15 protein-coding genes are annotated in these 20,562 nt (G+C 67.3%); 4 read left to right on the top strand and 11 right to left on the bottom strand.

Annotation, left to right across the window (positions count from 1 at the left end; translation table 11 throughout):
• The first annotated feature begins 217 nt into the window (after window positions 1-217).
• Window positions 218-1,351 (top strand): cellulose binding domain-containing protein, encoded by a 1,134-nt coding sequence (locus ACFQ6X_RS22635; RefSeq protein ID WP_383184082.1) that lies wholly within the window; start codon window positions 218-220, stop codon window positions 1,349-1,351.
• A gap of 57 nt (window positions 1,352-1,408) precedes the next feature.
• Here the strand turns inward: ACFQ6X_RS22635 and ACFQ6X_RS22640 are convergent, their stop codons facing one another.
• The 3 genes from ACFQ6X_RS22640 to dhaK are packed head-to-tail and all read right to left on the bottom strand — an operon-like array spanning window position 1,409 to window position 3,457.
• On the bottom strand, window positions 1,409-1,819 hold the full coding sequence (locus ACFQ6X_RS22640; RefSeq protein WP_383184084.1) for a PTS-dependent dihydroxyacetone kinase phosphotransferase subunit DhaM: 411 nt from the start codon (window positions 1,817-1,819) through the stop codon (window positions 1,409-1,411).
• Window positions 1,816-2,433 (bottom strand): dihydroxyacetone kinase subunit DhaL, encoded by a 618-nt coding sequence (gene dhaL, locus ACFQ6X_RS22645; RefSeq protein WP_383184216.1) that lies wholly within the window; start codon window positions 2,431-2,433, stop codon window positions 1,816-1,818. The genes ACFQ6X_RS22640 and dhaL overlap by 4 nt, the downstream gene beginning before the upstream one ends.
• 37 nt (window positions 2,434-2,470) lie before the next feature.
• Window positions 2,471-3,457, bottom strand: a complete 987-nt coding sequence (gene dhaK, locus ACFQ6X_RS22650) for a dihydroxyacetone kinase subunit DhaK (protein WP_383184087.1) — start codon at window positions 3,455-3,457, stop codon at window positions 2,471-2,473.
• 738 nt (window positions 3,458-4,195) lie between these two features.
• Between dhaK and ACFQ6X_RS22655 the strand changes: the two genes are divergently transcribed.
• Entirely contained in the window at window positions 4,196-5,626 is a 1,431-nt protein-coding gene (locus ACFQ6X_RS22655; protein WP_383184089.1) for an endo-1,4-beta-xylanase, read from the top strand.
• Window positions 5,627-5,649: 23 nt separating this feature from the next.
• Window positions 5,650-5,811 carry a hypothetical protein gene (locus tag ACFQ6X_RS22660; RefSeq protein WP_383184091.1) on the top strand — a complete coding sequence of 54 codons (162 nt, stop codon included), beginning with the start codon at window positions 5,650-5,652 and terminating at the stop codon, window positions 5,809-5,811.
• A 191-nt stretch (window positions 5,812-6,002) separates the two neighbouring features.
• On the opposite strand, the gene ACFQ6X_RS22665 is transcribed toward ACFQ6X_RS22660, so the two are convergent.
• The 3 genes from ACFQ6X_RS22665 to ACFQ6X_RS22675 are packed head-to-tail and all read right to left on the bottom strand — an operon-like array spanning window position 6,003 to window position 9,240.
• Entirely contained in the window at window positions 6,003-6,905 is a 903-nt protein-coding gene (locus ACFQ6X_RS22665; protein WP_383184093.1) for a carbohydrate ABC transporter permease, read from the bottom strand.
• Window positions 6,905-7,927, bottom strand: a complete 1,023-nt coding sequence (locus ACFQ6X_RS22670; RefSeq protein WP_383184095.1) for a carbohydrate ABC transporter permease — start codon at window positions 7,925-7,927, stop codon at window positions 6,905-6,907. The genes ACFQ6X_RS22665 and ACFQ6X_RS22670 overlap by 1 nt, the downstream gene beginning before the upstream one ends.
• 11 nt (window positions 7,928-7,938) lie before the next feature.
• Entirely contained in the window at window positions 7,939-9,240 is a 1,302-nt protein-coding gene (locus ACFQ6X_RS22675) for an extracellular solute-binding protein (RefSeq protein WP_383184097.1), read from the bottom strand.
• 997 nt (window positions 9,241-10,237) lie between these two features.
• Between ACFQ6X_RS22675 and ACFQ6X_RS22680 the strand changes: the two genes are divergently transcribed.
• Window positions 10,238-11,773: a glycoside hydrolase family 43 protein gene (locus tag ACFQ6X_RS22680; protein ID WP_383184099.1), complete on the top strand. Its 1,536-nt coding sequence runs from the start codon at window positions 10,238-10,240 to the stop codon at window positions 11,771-11,773.
• A gap of 246 nt (window positions 11,774-12,019) precedes the next feature.
• On the opposite strand, the gene ACFQ6X_RS22685 is transcribed toward ACFQ6X_RS22680, so the two are convergent.
• From ACFQ6X_RS22685 to ACFQ6X_RS22705, 5 genes are all read right to left on the bottom strand, one after another.
• Complete coding sequence (locus tag ACFQ6X_RS22685) at window positions 12,020-12,604, bottom strand: GNAT family N-acetyltransferase (protein ID WP_383184101.1); 585 nt, start codon at window positions 12,602-12,604, stop codon at window positions 12,020-12,022.
• Window positions 12,605-12,806: 202 nt separating this feature from the next.
• On the bottom strand, window positions 12,807-13,829 hold the full coding sequence (locus ACFQ6X_RS22690) for a hypothetical protein (RefSeq protein ID WP_383184103.1): 1,023 nt from the start codon (window positions 13,827-13,829) through the stop codon (window positions 12,807-12,809).
• Complete coding sequence (locus tag ACFQ6X_RS22695) at window positions 13,826-16,105, bottom strand: hypothetical protein (protein ID WP_383184105.1); 2,280 nt, start codon at window positions 16,103-16,105, stop codon at window positions 13,826-13,828. Before ACFQ6X_RS22695 ends, ACFQ6X_RS22690 begins: the two co-directional genes overlap by 4 nt.
• A gap of 23 nt (window positions 16,106-16,128) precedes the next feature.
• The gene (locus tag ACFQ6X_RS22700; protein WP_383184107.1) at window positions 16,129-18,381 is read right to left on the bottom strand and encodes a hypothetical protein; all 2,253 of its coding nucleotides are present in this window, start codon (window positions 18,379-18,381) and stop codon (window positions 16,129-16,131) included.
• A gap of 8 nt (window positions 18,382-18,389) precedes the next feature.
• Window positions 18,390-20,543, bottom strand: a complete 2,154-nt coding sequence (locus ACFQ6X_RS22705) for a hypothetical protein (protein WP_383184109.1) — start codon at window positions 20,541-20,543, stop codon at window positions 18,390-18,392.
• Between the last annotated feature and the right edge of the window lie 19 nt (window positions 20,544-20,562).

Raw genomic sequence — 20,562 nt, forward strand, 5'->3', positions numbered from 1 at the left:
CGTAAGGGCTTTAAACAATTTGTTGATTGCGTGCTCGTTGCCGGGATGTGTCGTACCCGCCGGGTCCTGTGTGACCCGTCCGTGCGGCGTTCGGGGCGTGGCGGCGCAGGAAGTGTTACGGAGGGGCCCTTGTGGAGAGTCCCAGCAGCCCCATAGGTTCCACGCCGGAGCAAGAACTGGGAGCGCTCCCATCACTGGGTCCTACCGAAAGGACATCATGAAGAGCCTCATCGTCTCTCTCAGGTCCGCACGGAGCGCCGTGACGGCGTTACTCGTGGCACTGGCCTCGCTCGCGGCCCTCGGCACGGTCGCGACGCCCGCTCACGCCGACACCCTGATCTGCGACCAGTACGGCTCGGCCGTGATCCAGGGGCGGTACGTGGTCCAGAACAACCGCTGGGGCACCGCGGACGAGCAGTGCGTCAACGTCACCGCGAACGGCTTCACCGTCGCCCGGGCCGGCGGGTCGGTGCCGACGAACGGGGCACCCAAGTCGTACCCGTCCGTCTTCAACGGCTGCCACTACACGAACTGCTCGCCCGGTACGGCGCTTCCGGAGCGGCTGAGCTCGATCAGCAGCGCGCCGAGCAGCATCACGTACGCATTCGTCGACAACGCGGTGTACAACGCGTCCTACGACATCTGGCTCGACCCGGAGCCGAAGACCGACGGAGTCAACCGGACCGAGATCATGATCTGGTTCAACCGGGTGGGTCCCATCCAGCCGATCGGCTCGCAGTCCGGCACCGCCTCGGTCGGCGGCCGCACCTGGGAGGTCTGGACCGGGAGCAACGGCGGCAACGACGTGATCTCGTTCGTGGCACCGTCCGCGATCAGCAGCTGGACCTTCGACGTCATGGACTTCGTCGACCAGACCGTGGCCCGGGGCATGGCCCAGCCCTCCTGGTACCTCACCAGCGTCCAGGCGGGATTCGAGCCGTGGCAGAACGGCGCCGGCCTCGGAGTGACCTCCTTCTCCTCGGCCGTCAACACCGGCGGCGGTACGGAGAACCCGGGTGATCCGCAGGTGCCCGGCACCTGCCGCGTGGCCTACGGAACGAACTCGTGGTCGGGCGGGTTCACTGCCGACGTCGCGGTCAGCAACACCGGAACCACAGCTGTCGACGGCTGGAAGCTCGGCTTCACCCTGCCGTCGGGACAGAAGGTCACCCAGGCCTGGAACGCGACCCTCTCGCCGTCCTCGGGCGCGGTGACCGCGACCGGCGTGGGCTTCAACGGCCGGATCGCCGCAGGCGGCACCCAGTCGTTCGGCTTCCAGGGTACGTACTCTGGTGCCTTCACCGAGCCCCAGCAGTTCACGCTCAACGGCGCGGTCTGCACGGTGACCTGAACGCGCGGGTGATTCCTGGCAGGCCGCCCCGCCGCGCGCGGGACGGCCTGCCTCCGCTCACACCTTGCGGTAGTCGTACGCGTCCGCGGCCGCCGCCTCCACCGCCGCCAGATCGCCCCCCGCCGACGCGGTCACCAGGGCGGCGACCGCGCCCTCGACGAACGGCGCGTCCACCAGCCTGGCGCCGTCGGGCAGTTCGTCCCCCTCGGCCAGCATGGCCTTCACCGTCAGCACCGCGCTCCCGAGATCGACGAGCAGAGCCACCCCCGCACCCCTGTCCACCGACCTCGCAGCCCCGGCGATCAGCTCCGCGCTGGTCCCGAGACCTCCGGCGGATGTGCCCCCGGCCGCAGCCACCGGGGCGGTGACCCCACCGGCCGCCAGCTCCTTGGCCAGCTCCACGACGGCTTCGGCCACCGGGCCGCTGTGCGACACCAGGACGATCCCGACCTGCTTCTCCTCGCTCACGCGTCTCCTCCGCCGCTCGTCCCCGCGGCCTCGGCGAGCGCCGCGACCAGAAGCGCCGACGACGTCGCACCCGGATCCTGATGTCCGATGCTGCGCTCGCCCAGATAGCTGGCCCTGCCCTTGCGCGCCTGCAACGGCACGGTCGCCAGCGCGCCTGCCTGAGCCGCGTCCCGGGCCGCCGCGAACGACACCCCCAGCGCGTCGACGGCAGGCAGCAGCGCATCGAGCATCGTCTTGTCCCCGGCCTGAGCACCGCCCAGTTGGGCCACGGCGGCGACGCCCGCACCGAACGCCTCGGCCAGCTGACCGGGCGTCACCTCGGGCGTCTCGCCCAGCGCCTTTCCTGTCCGCCGCAGCAGCGTCCCGTACAGCGGTCCGGACGCCCCGCCCACCGTCGAGATCAACTGCCGCCCGACGAGCGTCAGCACGGCCCCGGGTGTTGCGGGAGGGTCCTTCTCCAGTACCGCGGTCACCGCGGTGAAGCCGCGCTCCAGGTTGCTTCCGTGATCGGCGTCCCCGATCGCGGCGTCGAGGTCGGTCAAACGGCTCGCCTCACGCCGGACGGCCGCCGCGGTGGCGGCCATCCAGCGAAGGAAGAAGTCGGTGTCGAGCACATGATCTCCTGTTCCCTCACGCATGCCGGGCAGTGGTTCACCGGCCCCAGCGGAGCGCAGACGTCTGCACCGGCGCGTCCCAGAGCCGTAGCATCTCCTCGTCCACCTGACAGAGCGTCACCGAGCAGCCCGCCATGTCGAGCGACGTCACGTAGTTCCCCACCAGCGTACGAGCCACGGCCACGCCCCGCTCGGCCAGCACCCGGTGTACCTCGGCATTGAACCCGTACAGCTCCAGCAGCGGGGTCGCGCCCATCCCGTTGACGAGGGCCAGCACGGGACCGTTCGGCCGCAGATCCTCCAGCACCGCGTGGACGGCGAAGTCGGCGATCTCTCCCGACGTCATCATCGGGCGCCGCTCCCGCCCGGGCTCGCCGTGGATACCGATGCCCAATTCGAGTTCCCCACCGGGGAGATCGAAGGTCGGGCTGCCCTTCGCCGGCGTGGTCACCGCGCTGAGCGCCACCCCGAAGCTCCGGGAGGACTCGTTCACCTGCCGCGCCACGGCCTCCACCCGGTCCAGCGGCGCACCCTCGTCGGCGAGGGCACCGGCGATCTTCTCGACGAACACCGTCGCGCCCGTGCCGCGTCGGCCCGCCGTGAACGTGCTGTCGGTCACCGCCACGTCGTCATCGACCAGGACCCGGGCGACCTGAATGCCCTCCTCCTCGGCGAGCTCGGCCGCCATGTCGAAGTTCAGCACGTCACCCGTGTAGTTCTTGACGACGAACAGCACCCCCTCGCCACTGTCGACCGCGGCGGCGGCCCGCACCATCTGATCGGGCACGGGGGAGGTGAAGACCTCGCCGGGACACGCGGCGGACAGCATCCCCGGCCCGACGAACCCCGCATGCAAGGGTTCGTGCCCGGACCCGCCGCCGGAGACGATTCCCACCTTCCCGGCCACGGGCGCGTCGCGCCGCACGACCAGACGGTTCTCGACGTCCACGGTGAGCTCGGGGTGGGCGGCGGCGATGCCGCGAAGGGCGTCCGAGACGACGGTCTCCGGCACGTTGATGAGCATCCTCAACGGTTCCTCCTGGGTAGGTTATCCCGTGGTGCGGGGTAATGCCTGGTCAGTGGGCCTGTAGCGGTTCTTGGCGAGTGGCGGTCGACAGCTCCCTCAGGCGGTTTCCAGCGGGGCTGTCGCTGACTCGATGCTGAGTTTGATGACTGATCATCAGATGGCCCCGCGTGTCGCTGACGAGTCCAAGGACGTCGTCCAGTATCGAAGAGGCGGGGCCCTATCCGTAAGCGGCGCGTCGAAGGCTGGGCCCGGCCATCTCCCACCATCTGGGCATCGAAAGTTTCGAACGATTCACAGAAACTTTTACTGGTGGAAGTATTGACGATGCATCATCAATACCTCAATCATTCCTGTCTGAGGAACCGGCCACAGTTCGATATTTCGAACCACAGCCGCCCTGGGCAATCCGTGCCACATGGAAAGTCCGCGCACAACTACAGCTCCGCGCACCGAAGCACCTGTGCCACCCCGTTTCGTTCCGGTGAGGCTCGCATCAGCGCATCCTGGCTCTTCACGCAGTTTGGAGAGGCATGCGACGCCGCGTGGCGGTCCCCCGGCTGAGCCGCGATGGAGTCCCCCGTGCCTGTGCCGAAGAACGTCCCGTCCCACGACAGCGGTGTCCGGGGATTCCGTGCTGCCCCGGTTCCGGCCCGCCCGTCCGTCTGTCGACCGGGAGCGGACGCAATCCCCTCCGCTTCTCGGTCCTTCCCTGATTTCTACCTTGGAGGCACAGCCATGGGCTCGTATGCCCTTTGCGGACCCGGAGTCCGCCGGAAGATCCGCGGTCTGCTGTTAACGCTGGTCGTCGTCGTACTCGGTGCGGTCGCCGCGCTGGTGGCGCCGCCGACCGCACACGCCGCCGAGAGCACGCTCGGCGCCGCCGCGGCGCAGAGCGGACGCTACTTCGGCACCGCCATCGCCTCGGGCAGGCTGGGCGACTCCGCCTACACGACGATCGCCGGCCGTGAGTTCAACTCGGTGACGGCCGAGAACGAGATGAAGATCGACGCCACCGAACCCCAGCGGGGCCAGTTCAACTTCACCGCCGGTGACCGCGTCTACAACTGGGCGGTGCAGAACGGCAAGCAGGTGCGCGGCCACACCCTGGCCTGGCACTCCCAGCAGCCCGGCTGGATGCAGAGCCTCAGCGGCAGCACACTGCGCCAGGCGATGAACGACCACATCAACGGCGTGATGGCCCACTACAAGGGCAAGATCGCCCAGTGGGACGTCGTGAACGAAGCCTTCGCCGACGGCAGCTCCGGAGCCCGGCGCGACTCCAACCTGCAACGCACCGGCAACGACTGGATCGAGGTCGCCTTCCGCACCGCGCGCGCCGCCGACCCGGCCGCCAAGCTCTGCTACAACGACTACAACGTCGAGAACTGGACCTGGGCCAAAACCCAGGCCATGTACGCCATGGTCCGGGACTTCAAGCAGCGCGGCGTGCCGATCGACTGCGTCGGTTTCCAGTCGCACTTCAACAACGACAGCGCCTACAACAGCAACTTCCGCACCACCCTGCAGAGTTTCGCCGCGCTCGGCGTCGATGTGGCCATCACCGAGCTGGACATCCAGGGCGCATCGGCCGCGACCTACGCCAACGTGACCAACGACTGCCTGGCCGTCCCGCGCTGCCTCGGCATCACCGTCTGGGGTGTGCGCGACACCGACTCATGGCGATCGGAGCAGACGCCGCTGCTGTTCAACGGTGACGGCAGCAAGAAGCCCGCCTACACCGCCGTCCTCAACGCGCTCAACGGGTCCACCACTACACCCCCGGCCGGTTCCGGACAGATCAGGGGAGTCGGTTCAGGCCGCTGCCTGGACGTGCCCGGCGGCACCACCGCCGACGGCACCCAGGTCCATCTGTGGGACTGCAACAGCCGCACCAACCAGCAGTGGACCTACACCGACGCAAGCGAGCTCAGGGTCTACGGCGACAAGTGCCTGGACGCCGCCGGGACCGGCAACAGCGCCAAGGTCCAGATCTACAGCTGCTGGGGCGGCGACAACCAGAAATGGCGCCTCAACTCCGACGGAACCATCGTCGGCGTCCAGTCCGGCCTCTGCCTCGACGCCGTCGCAGGCAGCTCCGCCAACGGCACCCTGATCCAGCTCTACTCCTGCTCGAACGGCAGCAACCAACGCTGGACCCGTACCTGACCCGTCGGCGAAAGGGTGAATCAGTGAACCCCATCGGTGTGGCTGCCCCCGCCCCTCCGCAGAGACATCGCTGGTGGTCGCGGTTCGTCGCGGTGGTGGTGGCGACCTTCGCGATCGGCATGCTGGTCGCGGCGAATCCGGCGCCCGCCGAGGCGGCGACGGTGGGGATACCGGTGCCTGGGTGACGCCCCGCTGCGGCACAGCTCGGCCAGCGGACGTTCCCATCTCGCCCCTGCCGTACGGTGCGGGGCCGGGCAGCGCTGCCCGGCCCCACACCCCGCCACTCGGCTGACCAGGGTGATCTGCGCGCCTGCCCCTGCCGGAGACGCGGCAGGGGCGGAGGCGAGACGGTCCGGTGCAGATCCTGGTGGTGGTCTCACCCCTTCACAGCACCGGTGAGACCTCCGACGATCTTCTTCTCGAAGATCGAGAAGAAGATCAGTGCGGGCAACATGGCGAGTGAGGTGAACGCGAGAACCTTCGCGGTGTCCGAGGAGTACTGCGAGGAGAACGCCTGGACGCCGAGCGGCAGGGTGTAGTACGCCTCCGAGTTGAGGATGTACAGCGGCAGTACGTAGTTGTTCCAGCTGCCGATGAACGCGAGCACGCCGACGGTCACCACGCCGGGTAGCGACAGCGGGATCACCATGCGGAAGAAGAATCCGAGTCGGCTCGCACCGTCGATCGCGGCGGCCTCCTCGATCTCATTGGGAATGGCTCTGAGGAACGGCACCAGGATGATGACGGTCGTCGGCAGGCCGAAGGCGATCTGGGGGACGATGATGCCGAACAGGTTGTCGACCAGGCCGATGTTCTTGATGACGATGTACAGCGGGGTGATGGCGATGACCATCGGGAACATGAGGCCGGCGGCGAAAAGGGAATACATCGCGCCCTTGAGCTTGAAGTCGTAGCGCGCGATCACGAAGCTCACCATCAGACCGAGGACGACAATGCCCACGGTGCTCACGAGCGCGACGATGGTGGAGTTGGCGAATTCCCCCCAGAAGATGTTCGACGTAAGGACGTCGGTGTAGTTGCTGAGGACCCACGGGCGCGGCAGGGCGGCCGGGCTCGTGGTGAATTGCGAGTTGGTGCGGAATCCGCCGAGCACGATGTAGAGCACCGGTGCGATGCAGACCCCGATGAAGAGCAGCGCGACGAAGTAGGTGAAGGGATTCCCCCACTTCTGAGGCTTGTCACGCTTGGTACGACGGTCGATGGGCGCGTTCGGCTCCGCGTCGGAGGAGCCCCAGGAGGTGACGGTCGTCGCGCCCATCAGGCGGCTCCCTCGGTGACGGCGCCGCGGAGGTCGCGGCGCAGGACGAAACGCTGGTAGATCAGCGCGACGACGAGCGAGATCAGGAACATCACGACGGCGATGGCGCTGCCGTAGCCGTAGTTGCCGGCGTTACGGCCCTGGGCGACCATGTAGATCGCCATGGTCGAGGTGCCCGCGGTGCCCGCGACGTACGGTCCCCAGATGATGTAGACGAGATCGAACAGTTGCAGCGAGCCGATGATCGACAGGAACACCCAGATGCGGATCGTCGGCCCCAGCAGCGGCAGCGTGATGCGGCGCTGGATCTGCCAGTAGGAGGCGCCGTCGATCCGAGCGGCCTCGAAGAGTTCCTCGGGGATCGACTGCAGGCCGGCGAGCATCAGAATCACCGCGAAGCCGATGTACTTCCAGGAGATGATGCCCATCAGCGTCCAGATGGCCAGCTTGGGGTCGGAGAGCCATTCGGCCTGCAGGAAGCCCAGGCCGACGTGCTGCAGGAGGTCGTTGACGGCGCCGTTCGTCTGGAGCATCAGACTCCAGCCGGTGCCGACGATGACCTCGGAGACGACGTAGGGCACAAAGATCAGTACGCGGATGAACGAGCGACCACGGATCTTCTGGTTGAGCAGGAGCGCGAGGACGATCGCGAACGGCCCCTGGATGACCAGGGAGAGCACCAGGATCAGGAAGGTGTGCCACAGAACCTGCTGGAAGGCGGGGTCGGTAAGAATCAGCTTGTAGTTGTCCAGGCCGACCCAGTCGGTGGGCGCCCCGTAGCCCTTCCACCGGTAGAAACCGTAGAACGCGGCCAGGGCCACCGGGAGGATAACGAACGTCAGGAACATGATGATCGCAGGCGCGGACAGAACCGCGATCTCAAGTCGCATCTTGGCACGGCCGCGGCGGCGCGCGGCCGCTCGCAGCGCAGTCGGGGACGCGGACTCGGCCGCGCCCCCGACTCCAGGCGTGCCCTGCGACTGGCGGCCGGTGGCCGGGTCAGTACCCAGGGTGTTGCTCATCGTCTGCTTACTCAGCCCTTCGCGGCAGCAGCGTTGGTGTCCTTGGCGATGTCGGCGGCGGAGCCCTTGCCGGCCATCAGGTTCACGACGGCGGTGTTCATGGCGTTCCCGACGTTCTGGCCGTACATCGTGTCGAGGAAGAGCATGGAGTAGGCGGCCTTGTTGAAGGCCTGCAGTGCCGAGACGTTGTAGGGGTCGGTGACGACCGCCTGGGCGTCCTTGTTCACCGGAATCGTGTAGAAGGCCTTGGCGTAGGCCTTCTGCTGTTCCTGGGTCACAAGGAACTGGAGGAAGCCGAGGGCCTCCTTCGGCGCGTCCTTGGACAGCGAGAATCCGTCGAGGCCGCCCATGATGGCGGTCGGGTCGCCCTGGCCACCGGCCACGGCAGGGAAGGGGAACCAGCCCAGGTCGGGGAGTTGCTTCTTGTCGGGGGTCAAGCCGGCGATCACCCCGGGTTCCCAGTTGCCCATGAGCTCCATGGCCGCCTTGTGGTTCGCTATCATGCCCGCCGACGACCCGGCGCCCTGCTGCGACGAGTTCGTCAGGAATCCCTTCTGGAAGGGCTTGACCTTCAGGAACGACGCCAGGTCGTCGCCGGCCTTGGTCCAGCAAGGATCGGTGAACTTGAGCGACTTCGCGGCCTCTTGCATGGTGTCCTGGCTGCACTCGCGCAGAGCGAAGTTGTAGTACCAGTGGGCGGCCGGCCAGGCGTCCTTGGCACCGACCGCTATCGGCTCGACGTTGATCGCCTTCAGCTTCGCGACAGCGTCCTCGAGCTCGTCGATCGTCGTCGGGGTGGAGGTGATGCCTGCCTTCTGGAACAGGTCCTTGCTGTAGTAGATGCCCTCGGGCTGCGTGTCGACCGGCATGGCGTAGACCTTGCCGTCGATCGAATAGCCTTCGACGGCCGCCGCGCCCGCGTTCGCCTTGTCAGTGGCGGTGAGGTTCAGCGCCTGGACCTGACCGGCATCGACCATGGCCTGCATCTTGCCGCCACCGCGCTGCAGGAAGATGTCCGGCGCGGAGCCCGAGTTGAGGGCGGTCTGCAGTTTGCCGTCGAGGTCCTCGTTCTGGATCGCCTGGATCTTGATCGTGACGTCCGGGTGCAGTGAGTGGTATTCCTTCGCCGCGGCCTGCCAGTACTTCTCTCCGGGGCCGGGCTGCGCGTTCTCCCAGAGGGTCAGCGTGACCTTGCCATCGGACGAACCGCCGCCATTGTCCGTACTGCTGCCGCCGGCGCATCCGGTGGCAGCGAGTGCGATGCCCAAGCCGATTGCGACAGCCGTCGCGGCGCTGCGCTTTTCCCTCGCCATAGTGCAAGCTCCCTGATCTGTCGTCATAAACGCAATGCATAGGAACAGTTGGTGGACATTGATGGCCTGCTGAGCCCTACGAGTCCTGCCATGTGCGCTGATCCAGGAGTTCAAGGGTCAGGTTTCGTCCGCCGCAACAGGGAGGGATCGGGCCTCCCGTTCGCGGATTCGCGACGATCGCCGCCACCCGTGCTTACCGGCTCCGGGCATGCGCTGTCGACGCGCCCGGTGAACGGGTGTGAACGTACGGGGTCCTCTCCGTTACGGGAGGCTTCGATCGCTCGGAAGTATGCGCACGACGCAGAGCGGCAGTCAATGACTTGTTTCCGAAAGTTCTTCGAAACTTACGAGTAACTGCCGAGCGTGGCTACCGAAACATTTCGAAGCCTCCGAAGATCGTGCCCTCCGGACTGCAGTCCGTGCGGTTCGATCCATCGAAGCTCTGCAGCACCAGGCCGCCAGGACCTCCGGCTGCGCGCCGGGTGGTCCCAACAAGCGGCACGGTCCCCGCAGTTGCGCGGCCTCTCAGTAGTGCGCCGGCTCGGGCAGGAGGTCGCCGCTACTCCTCGTCGTCCACCGCCGAGAGGTATGGTCCGCAAGCTCACGACGGGAAGTGTGCACCCTTGACGGCAGGTAATTGTGTCTCAAAACTACCTCCTTGGGGTTGAGGGGTTCCAGATCTCGACTGTGATCGCCGATGCCCGCAGTGGAGGGGCTTGCCGCGGCTCCGAGCCTGCTGGGGGCCGGACACGGTGATGTGTGCGTGGGAGGAGAACGGGTTGCTGATCTGCAACGACGCACCATCGAAGGCGAGGGAAGCGGGCACATCATCAGGTGCCTGAAGCAGTACCCCGCCCGCCAGATCCACAAGAGCATCCGACGGGCATCACTGCCGGTCCCTGCCTCCAGTACCGCAATCGCAGCTTGACCCAGCTGGGTCGATCACGTTTCGCGCATCACGCCTGGCTCGGCCGGCGGCTCGAAGGGAACATGCTCTGTGCGTACGTACGACAACCCCGTGATCAGCGGGTTCCATCCCGATCCGAGCGTGTGCCGAGTCGGTGACGACTACTACCTGGTGTGCTCCAGCTTCGAGTACTTCCCCGGGCTGCCGCTCTTCCACAGCAAGGACCTCGTGCACTGGGCGCACATCGGCAATGTGCTCGACCGCCCCGAGCAACTGCCCCTGCCTCTCCCCGGAACCAAGGCGTCCGGCGGCCTCTACGCCCCCACGATCCGCCACCACAACGGCCGTTACTGGATCATCAACACGAACATAGACGGCGGCGGCAACTTCGTCGTCTCGGCCGAACGGCCCGAGGGGCCGTGGAGCGACCCGGTGTGGATCGACCTGCCCGGGATAGACCCCGATCTGGCGTGGGAGAAGGACGGCACCTGCTGGTGCGCCTTCTCCGGGCCCGAAGGCGGCATCAACATGGCCAGGATCGACCCGGTCGAGGGGGAGGTGCTGGAGGGACCCTTTGCCACGTGGTCGGGCAGCGGCCTCAAGTTTCCCGAGGCACCGCACCTCTACCGCATCGACAACTGGTGGTACCTGCTGATCGCGGAAGGCGGCACCGAACGCGGCCACAGCGTGTCCATCGCCCGTGCCGGCTCCCCGCGCGGCCCCTGGGAAGGCGCGCCCGCCAACCCCCTGCTGTCCCACAGCGGCACCGCCCGCTCCATCCAGAACACCGGCCACGCCGACCTCGTGGAGGCTCCCGACGGCAGTTGGTGGATGGTGCTGCTCGGCGTCCGGCCCCGCGGCTTCACGCCCGACGTGCACGTGCTCGGCCGCGAGACGTTCCTGACCCCCGTGGAATGGGACGAGGAAGGCTGGCCCGTCGTCGCGCCCGTTCCCGAGAGCCACCCAGCCCCCGGCGGTGCCTGGCACCCCGTTCCGCCCCTGCCCGCCCGCGACGACTTCGACGAGTCCGCCCTCGCGCCGCACTGGGTCTCGCCGTTCACCCGCCCGGAGGGCTCCTGGTCGCTCACCGAGCGCCCTGGCTGGCTGGTCCTCAGCGCCACCGGAGCCACCCTCGACCGCCCCGGGTACACCTTCGTCGGCCGCCGCCAACAACACCACGACTGCCGCGTCACCGCTGTCGTCGACCCGGGTACGGGACGCGGCGGCCTCAGCGTCCGCCTGGACGAGGCCCACCACTACGAACTGGAGGTCGGGAACGGAGAGGCCGGCGTCGTGGCCCGGATCGGTCCACTGCGCCAAACCCTGGCCCGCCGACCGATCCCGTCCGGGCCGCTGACCCTCACGGTAGCGATCCGGACGTCCGACCTCGTACCCGCGTCGCCCGAACTCACCGGTGGCGGGACCACCGGCCCCGACACCATTGCCTTCTGGCTCGGGGATCCCGACACCTCCGACTCCCCACCACTCGCCGAACTGGACGGGCGCTACCTCTCCGCCGAGGTTGCCTGCGGCTTCACCGGCCGCGTCATCGGTATGTACGCCACCGAGGGCGCGGTCGCCTTCGACTGGTTCGAGTACGCCCCCTGCGCGGCGCCCTCCGTGTGAGGCTCGGCGTCCGGCCGCATGCGGCACCGGCGTTCAACGCGGACTGCTCAACGACCCAGCCTGCTGCGTTTGCTTCGAACGCCTTCAACACCCACCACGATCAGGCGTTCCGAGTCCGTGGTCTACGTGAACTCCTCGGCAGCGCACCGACGATCCGGCCATGAACGTCACCCACAGCCGCCTTGGACGCCTGACCCGTCAAGGCTTCCTCGCTCAACCCGGACGCGGTCTCTCCCAGAAACGGACTCAACGTCGAACTTCGCGGACTGGAATCGGCACAGCCGACGGCCGCCACTCCCGCCTGATCAACCCGAACACCCACGAGTCGGATACCTCGCCGTTCACCACGCAGTCTTCCCGCAACGTCCCTTCATGCACGAATCCGATCTTCTCCAGAACCCGGGCAGATGCCACGTTGCGCGTATCGGTCTCGGCCTGGACTCGATTCAGGTCCAGTGTGTCGAATGCCCACTGCAGCAAGGCGTGTGCTGCCTCCGTGGCGTAGCCGTGGCCCCACATCGCCTCGTCGAGGACATAGCCCAACGACGCGCTGCGGTAGTCCGGGTTCCATCCGGTCAGACCGCACCAGCCGACGAAGGCCCCGTCGGAAGCACGGTCGATGGCCACCCGCGCCCCGGTGCCTTCGTCCGCCATCGTCCGGCACCTCGCGATGAAGCGCGCGGCGCGGGCCCGTTCGTTCCACGGCGGGGAGTCCCAGTAGCGCATCACGTAGGTGCTGCTGTGGAGCGCGAAGAGGGGGTCCGTGTCGGCGTCGGCGAAGGCGCGCAGTCGCAGGCGATCGGTGTGCAGCATGGGGGTGGCCAAGGTCATGCGGACCATCTTGTGTCCTCAGGGGGCGGGCAGAACACCGAATTTCCGGCCCCGGTCTCCGGCCCTCACGACCAAGGCACCGCCTACCAGCAGAGCGTGCATGCGACGACCCGGGCATGAACGTCCGCAAGCTGCGGATCCGCCACTACGGCGTTCTCGACGGGGTCACCGACGAGTCGCCGGTCTTCGGTGAGGTGAGGGGCTACGAGGGCGACTCGCCACTCGACGCGGAGCTTGTCGACGGGGAGTCCGCCCCGTCGGCCGGGTTCCGTATCGGGGCTGCGGGGCCGAACGGAGAGAATCCGATGGTGAGCTGTACGCCGGGGCCGGGAGGCAGCGTGAGGGCGAGGATTCCGTGGTGGTTGCGGTGCTGCTCGGCGCAAGCGGCCGTGAGAGCGGCGTACCGGCTGAGATCCAGCCCGGACCCTGCGGCGAAGTCCAGGAGCCGGCGGCGAGCCACGCGGTCCGTGCCGAGCCAGCTGAGTGCCGGACCGGAGACGGTCAGGGAGGGGCCGGCGAGACTGATGTTGACGTTGAATCCCGGGAGCTCGTTCACGAACGGGCGCCCGACGAGTCGTACGAGTGCTGCGGTCAGGGCCTCTGCCCGACCGTGCGAGCCCTCGGGGACGAGCCCCCGTAGGTCGGCCACCGACATGGTGCCGACCCGGTAGTAGCGTTCGACGCCGCCGGTTGTCAGATCGAGGCCGACGAGGCGGAGCCTGCCCTGCTGAAGCGGGAACGGCCGGGTGCCGAGATGGGCGGTGAGGTCCCGTTCGAAGGGGACCGCGGCCGCTTTCGGCACTTCCACGTAGAGCTTGAACCGATCGCGCCGGGCATCGTGCCGGCCGCCCAGCCACGTGCCCCAGACCACGGTGTGGCACCGATGGGCGCGCAGCAGGAGCTCGGCGACCTGGTCGTCCGGCCCCGGCAGCCGGAGTTCGCGCAGCCGTTCCAGTCCCGCGGGCAGCCGCGTGGCCGGGGCACGGTCGGGGGAGACGAATTCCGTGGTGTAGCGCGTCATGTGCGGGGAGGAGCTCGCCACGCTGAACTCGACGGGGAAACGGAGGGGCGTCAGGAGGCTCGTGTGCCAGCGGTCTTCACGGGTGCTCCGGGCGACCGGTTCGAGCAGTCTCGGCAGCCAGTGCCCGGCGCCCGGGCCGAGCAGGGGCAGGGCGTGGCTCAGCCGGGGCGGAAGCGGGGTGTGGCGAGTTGTGCGGGCGTTCATTGCGGCCGGACGGTCAGAAGGGCGTCGGTCGTCGATACGAAGCCGGTCTGGGACGTGCTCCCGTCGCTGCGTACGAAGGTGAATCGGTAGGAGAACTCACGCTTCTCCGGGTCGGGAAGTGCAATCCACGTCCGATGTGTCGCGGTCAGGGCACCATCCAGTTCGATGCGCTTCTCGCGGTGGTAGTCGTGGTCCGCGTCCGTGTACTGGAGGTCGATGAACACGGCCCGCATGTCGACGGTACTCCAGGCGGGTACGAGGTCGATGTCGAGCTGACCCGGATACGGGTCGTTGACGGCCAGTTGCGTCGCTCCGGTGGAGACCGGATCGCACGTGACCACTGCTCCGCTGCTCAGGGTGTGAACGAGCTGGTACGTGTAGGTGATGTCCTTCGGATCCGCCGTGCGTACCTTCCACTGCGTGGCGCTGTCGGCCGGCCGGACGGTGCGCGTGTCGTGGAGCACCGATCCGTCGGGCTCCTGCCGCGTCAGTTCGACACGGGTTTCCTTGACCACATCGGCGTCGACGTCGTGCGGTGCGACCTCGACGCGCAGAAAGCCGAGGAACTGGTGCGGATCGATGTCGAGGGTGTGGTGCTCGCTGGTGCCTTCCCGTACGTAGGTGTTGCTCTGTCCCTGCCAGCCGGACTCCGCCGCGAAGTGGTACTCCACCCGGTAGGTGTAGCTGGTGTCCATCGAACTGTTCACGAAGAAGGTGACGGGTTCGGGAAGCGGATTGCTCGCGTCGACCAGACGGTCGAACGTCTGGACTCCGCCGTCGTCCTCGGGCCTGCCGTAATGGATCGTCACCGCGATGCTGGTCAGGCCGAGGCCGGCGAAGTCCACCGCACCGAGCAGTTTCACCGTGAGCGTGGTGAAGAACTCGTCCCTCAGGTCGACGTCGATGACATGGGGCGGCCCGTTCAGGTCGGCGGCCAATGTGCTGAGGAATCCCTGGGGCGCGTAAGTGCGTTGCACGGCCTCGGCACGGTCGTAGCTGAAGAGCACCTCCTTGTCCTCGATCTGGAGGCCGTACCGGAGCTTGAAGGAGAGCAGCGTCGGGTTGACACCGCCGGTCGCGGCGGGCGCAGGCCCTGAAGGTCGCAGAGGCGTTGGAGCCGGAGCCGGAGCCGGGGGTGACGCGGGGCGAGCGGCCGGTGCCGGGGGCTGCGCCGGGCGAGGGGCCGGTGCAGGTGCTGCTGGTGGTGCGGGAACTGGGGGTGGTGCGGGAACTGGGGGTGGTACAGGAGCCGCGACGAGGCCGGGGACAGGACGGGCGGTCCCTCCCGCTGCCGGCGGTGCCGGCGCTGCCCCCGGCCGAACGAGTGGCGTCGCTCCGGAGCGTGTCGGACCGCCCCCGGCGGGCACGGGCGCGCCCCGCACGGGCGTGGGAGCGCCCGCTACCGGTGTTGCGGGAGCAGGGCCCGCGACCGGCGGCGCGGGGCTTCTGGCGCCCGGGGAGGGGAGGTCGCGGGGACTGAGCGTCGGCTCGAACCACTTGCTGAGAATGTGGTTCATGAACGTGTCCAGCGCCCATTGGATCTTCTGATCGTTGTCGTCGTCGGTCGTGAACTCGTGGATCTTGATCTTGATGACACCGTCCTGGCGCAGCTTTTGGAAGGCAGCCTCGAGTCCCACGTGGGCCCAGTAGATCTGCGCGTCCAGCCCGGCGGCCAGTTCGCTGTACACCCGGTGGAGGTTCGCCGTGATCGTCACCGACACGGCGGGCCGCAGTGCGGTGAACTTCAGCCGGTAGATGACACCAACGGGTGTGCCGCCGGCTCGGAAGACCTCCTTGAGAAGCTTCGCGCCCTCCTTCGAGAGCGTGAGGCTGAACATGGCCGTGTTCTCGCCGAACAACGAGGGCACGGCCGCGCCCAGGATCGTCTCGACGGCACGGAAGGCACCATTGGGAAGCTCGGCGACCGTCCCGCCCGGCCCCTGCGCGTTGAGGGCGACGCACTGGACGTCGCCCTCGTCGTACGGGACCGGGGAGAGGCGGACCGTTCCCGGCGCCCGCTCGGCCAGCCGGCTCTTCACAAGCGCCTCGGTGTCCGGGGCGAGGACCAGGGCCGTTGAGAACATGAGGAACCCGCCGCCGTTGGCCCCCGCTTCCACCACGGCGGGGCGGTAGGTGATGAGTGTGAAAGCCGGCCCGTCCTCCCGCTGGGCGAGGGTGACGGGGGCGGGCAGATACCAGAACTGGTTGGGGTCGGCGTGATCAGGAAAGACCTCGACGCCTTCGATGAGTAGGGACGTGGTGCCGATCTGCAGCATGGGGGAGGCCTCCGGATAGCTCGTCAGGAGCCGGGGATGTCGAGCACGGGGTTGTTCGCATCGGTCCATGCCCCCACGCGCTTCATTCCGCTGCTGTGGAGGTAGGTGACGCGGTACCGAAATCCGGGCGTTCCCTTCACATCGAACTCGTGGACGACCGAACCGGTGTGGAGCGTGAACGGGTAGCTCGCGACGGCCGTGTCCGTTCCCGGCTCCGAGAATTCGACCAGTACTTCGCTCACGTCGGCCTCCGCGCAGGTCGAGGTGTCGACCCGCACGACCACCGCCTGGTGGGCGGGCATGTCGGGGCTGACGATGAGCTGGGACCGGCCGGTGGACGATTCCGGTACAGCACTCTTATGACCGTCGTTGTGCAGTGTGGTGATCTGGTACGTCGCCCGCCGCATGGCCGGGTCGCGCAGGCCGACTGTGAACAGCTGGGCGCCCGCCTTGTCCTTGGTGAACTCCATGGTGGCTTCCTGCCGTACGCCGTTGGCGGGATCCATGTACGTCAGGTTGACCAGCATGGTTCCGACCGCATTCCAGTCGGCCAGCGGACGGACAGTGACGTCGTACTTGTCGGAGAACGGGTTGCTCACCCGAACCTCGGAGCTGTCCGTCTCCGTCCACTCACGCACGACGTCCTGCCGGCCCAGGCCGCGGTAGGTCAGACGGTAGGAGAAGGTGCCCGGTGCCGAACCGATGAGGAAGAGCTGCCACTGCCAGCCCGTCCCCTCCCTGACGAGGTCGAGCACCTGCTCTCCCGACGTACCCCCGGCCTCGTCCTCGTAGCGGAGCTCGACCTTGACGCTCGACCAGTTGTCCCAGGTGACACCGTCGTCACGGACCACCAGCGTGCGGATGCGAAAAGCGTCGTCGGGCCGGACCTCGGCGATCTCGTCCTCGACGACGCTGCTGACGGAGAGCTTGTCGGGCAGCGTGTAGTTGTCGACGTTGGCCAGGTGATACGTGACATCCATCGCCACCGGCTTCACCAGCTGGCCGTCCTGGACCTGACTGAGCCACTGCGCCTCGCCGGCGTTGTTCGACGCGTCGAGGAGGACGGTCGTGGATTCGCTGCCGTAGCGCAGAGTCACTTCGGCCGAGGTCAGGAAGGTATGGGGGAACTGGATGCGCGAGCGGACGTCGACGCGGCGTGACTTGAACCATGGGTCGTCGACGGTCACTTTGCGGGTGAAGTCGCTCAGAGGACGCCCGGATGCCGTGATCAGCGACGCGATGCCACTGAGGTGGCCCTGCGGGTAGACCGTCCGGCGTACGGTGGTGCGTTCGCTCATCCGCACGTTGAGGATCTTCTGCACCTCCTGGACGGACGAGTGCCGCCGGTAGGTGTAGTTGCCCATCAGCGAGAGTCCTCCGGTCACGGCCACCCGGCCGAACTCGTTGGCCATCGCCGCGGCACGGTCCCATCCGTCCGGGGCCGGCCGCGGGGGCAGGGTCACCTCGAACAGCGCGTCCGTGATCATGTCGTAGACCGCCGAAACCGCCCGGCTGTGGTTCGCGATCACGTTCTTGCCCGCTTCACCCTCCGGGATGAACATGTCGTCCTGGATGTCGATGATCCGCTCGTCCTTGAGCTTGTCCAGCTCCTCGGTGATCTGGCTGGAGACGAAGACGCCCGAGACACCGAATGTCTTGTCGAGCCGCTGTTTCATCTGGTCCCACCGGACGTTCAGTGTCACCGCGTAGGCGGGGCGCAGGGCCAGGAACTCCAGCGAGTACACGACTCCGATGGGTGCCACGGCGCCGTCCAGGCAGCCTGCCATCAGGGCCGCGCCCTGTTGGTCGAGGCGGGCCGAGAAGGCTGCCTGGTTCGTACCGTACAGACTCGGTTTGGCGTGCTGGATGATCTTCTCGACGAAGGACGAGGTGCCGGGTTCGTCACCGGTCTGGCTGTCGAGCAGAACGAGTTTCACCGAGCCGTCCTCGACGGGAACCGGGGCGGGCCGGCGAGGCCGATCGGGAAGACTCAGCTGGGACTGGATCTGCCCGGCGACGTCGTCGAGCACGCTGTCCAGGATCTCCGCGTGCGGCCCGAGCACGACGTCGAAGTTCAGCAGCCCGCCGGTGATGTCCTCCTCCCCCTCCGCCCCGCGGAACTGCAGCAGTGAGAAGACGGGGACGGGCGCGCCGCCCTCGGTGCGTACCGCGATCGACGGCCCCATCGGCAGGTAGTACCACTGAAGCGGGTCGGCGTGGTCCGGGAAGAGCGTGAAGCCGTTCACCGACAGGAACGGCGGTGCCAGCGAGAGCATGGCGACTCCTAGGGCGTGGTCGCGAGGCGGGGCAGCAGCACATTGGTGTCACCGGTGGTGACAGAGGCCGTGCTGGCGCTGGTGCCGTCGTTGAGGTAATACGTGGCGGTCCAGGAGAAGTCCTTCTTCGCCGCAGGATCGAGCAGGTAGAAGGCGATGGAGGGCGGAACGGCGTCCTTGCGTACCACCGCGCTCTTGATCTGCTGATCCGCAGGGTCGTCGGTGTCACAGGTCAGGGCGACCTTGACGAGGGCGACCGTGCTCCAGTCGACGAGGTCGGGTGCGATGGTCACGGCGATCACTCCGGCCACCTCGTCACCGACGAGGATCGACGGGTCGTCCGACACCGTCTGGGGGATGTCGCGGACGGTTCCGTCCTTGTAGCGCACCAGACCGCTGTAGGTGACCGTGCCGCCGTCGGAGTCCAGGACGGGGAAGGCCCATTCCCTGAACCCGTTCGCGGCGTTGAGTTCGGCGGTCGAGGTCTGGATGTAGCCGTTCTCGGCGTCCTCGTAGCGCAGGTCGACCAGGATCGAGTCGATCTTGTTGGTCAGGTCGCCGACCGCCAGGACCTTCACCTTCCGCACGTTGGTGAAGGGCGAACTGATATAGAGGCGCTGCCTGTTCACCTCCACCCAGTCGCCTTCGATCACCTGGCCGCTGGGCATCCGGTAGTCGACCTTGTAGCGGATCGGGCGGTCACGCTTCTCCGCGATCAGCCAGCTGAGTTTCTGCTCCTTGTTCTGTTCCTTGGTGAACACGACCTGATCCTCGACCGGGGTCCCCGTGGCCGGTGCGTAAGCGAGGGTGACGGTCGCGGCGGCGACCTTCTCGAAGTCCAGGTTGCCGGGGAGCACTTCCACCTCCAGGACGCCCAGGTCGTCGACGTTGATCGTCAGAGGGCCCTTGTGCGGTGCGGCAGGCGCGCGGTAGACGGTGGAGCTCCCCTTGTAGTTCACCGTGAAGGAGTACTGGACCTCTTCGGAGTCTCCCTTGACGTACGAGGAGAACGATTCGGTCTGGTTCGGTGTCTCGAAGTGGTAGTCGCCCGTCACCAGGGTGTCGCCCGGATACTCGACGTGGGCGTCCACGCTGTGCACCAGCCCGTCGCTGAAGTCGGCGTTGACCCGGACCGGGATGGAGAAGGACCGGAAGAAGGGGTCGTTGAGATCGATCTCGCGGTAGTGGTCGGCCCACTGCACGGGCTGTCCCTGCTTGTCCACCAGCGTGGTGATGTTCGGCAGGGTTCCTTGCGGGTTGAACGGCCAGAGCACCGCGGTCTGCTGACTGATGTTGATGGTGAAGTCGTCGACGCGGATGTTGCTGTACTCGCGGTGGATCGCCTCGTAGTCCTCCAGGACCGACCGGTCGCCGGTGTATCCGTCGATCTGCTCGGTCATCCTCTTGGTGGCCATGTCCAGCACCGTGCGCCGGATGCTCTCGTCGATCTTGGCGACCACATCGGGGTCGGCTCCGGCACCCGATTCGGTGTGGACGGTGACCACGTCTCTGTTGACCGCGAGCTCTGACATCTTGTTCGAGAAGGAGTCGTCACCCCAGCCGGCATCGTCGTGGGCGTCCTGGACGAAGGAGCGGAACTTGAGCGAGTTGAAGTGGCCGTAGCCGGTGATTTTCGGGAGTTTCACCCATCCGTTCATGGCGTAGGAGACCTGGACGATGCCCCCCTTGCCCTGCATCGCCTCGGCGAAGAGGGTGGCGCCGAAGTCGGGCATCTCGACGGTGAACGGGGTGACGTTGTCGCCGTACAGCGAGGGGCTCACCGGGTTCCAGACCTTGGTGACCAGCTTGCCGCCCACCTCGGAGAGGTTCAGATGAGCGGTGCCGCTGGCCCAGGTGATGGATCCCAGGCTGACTCTGTCGGCCAGGTCCGGGCCGACCTGCTTGCGCAGCTCTTCCAGGATGTCGACCCGGGCGGTGTCGTCCAGCGCGAACTGGGTGTCGAACGTGGCGAACCCGCCGCCCGTCTGCCCCGAGGGCTGAGGCTTGGGCTGACGGTATTTCAGGTACATGAAGATCGGCCGGTCCTGTGCGTCACAACGAAACGTGGGCTGTTGTGGCACCGCGTAGAACAGTGCCGGGTCGGCGTGGTCGCCGTAGACCTGTACGCCTGAGATCATCTGCGCTTTGTCGATCTGGAGCATGCTGGCCTTCCTTCGGCCG

The sequence above is a fragment of the Streptomyces sp. NPDC056452 genome (assembly GCF_042796085.1).
Taxonomy (GTDB): domain Bacteria; phylum Actinomycetota; class Actinomycetes; order Streptomycetales; family Streptomycetaceae; genus Streptomyces.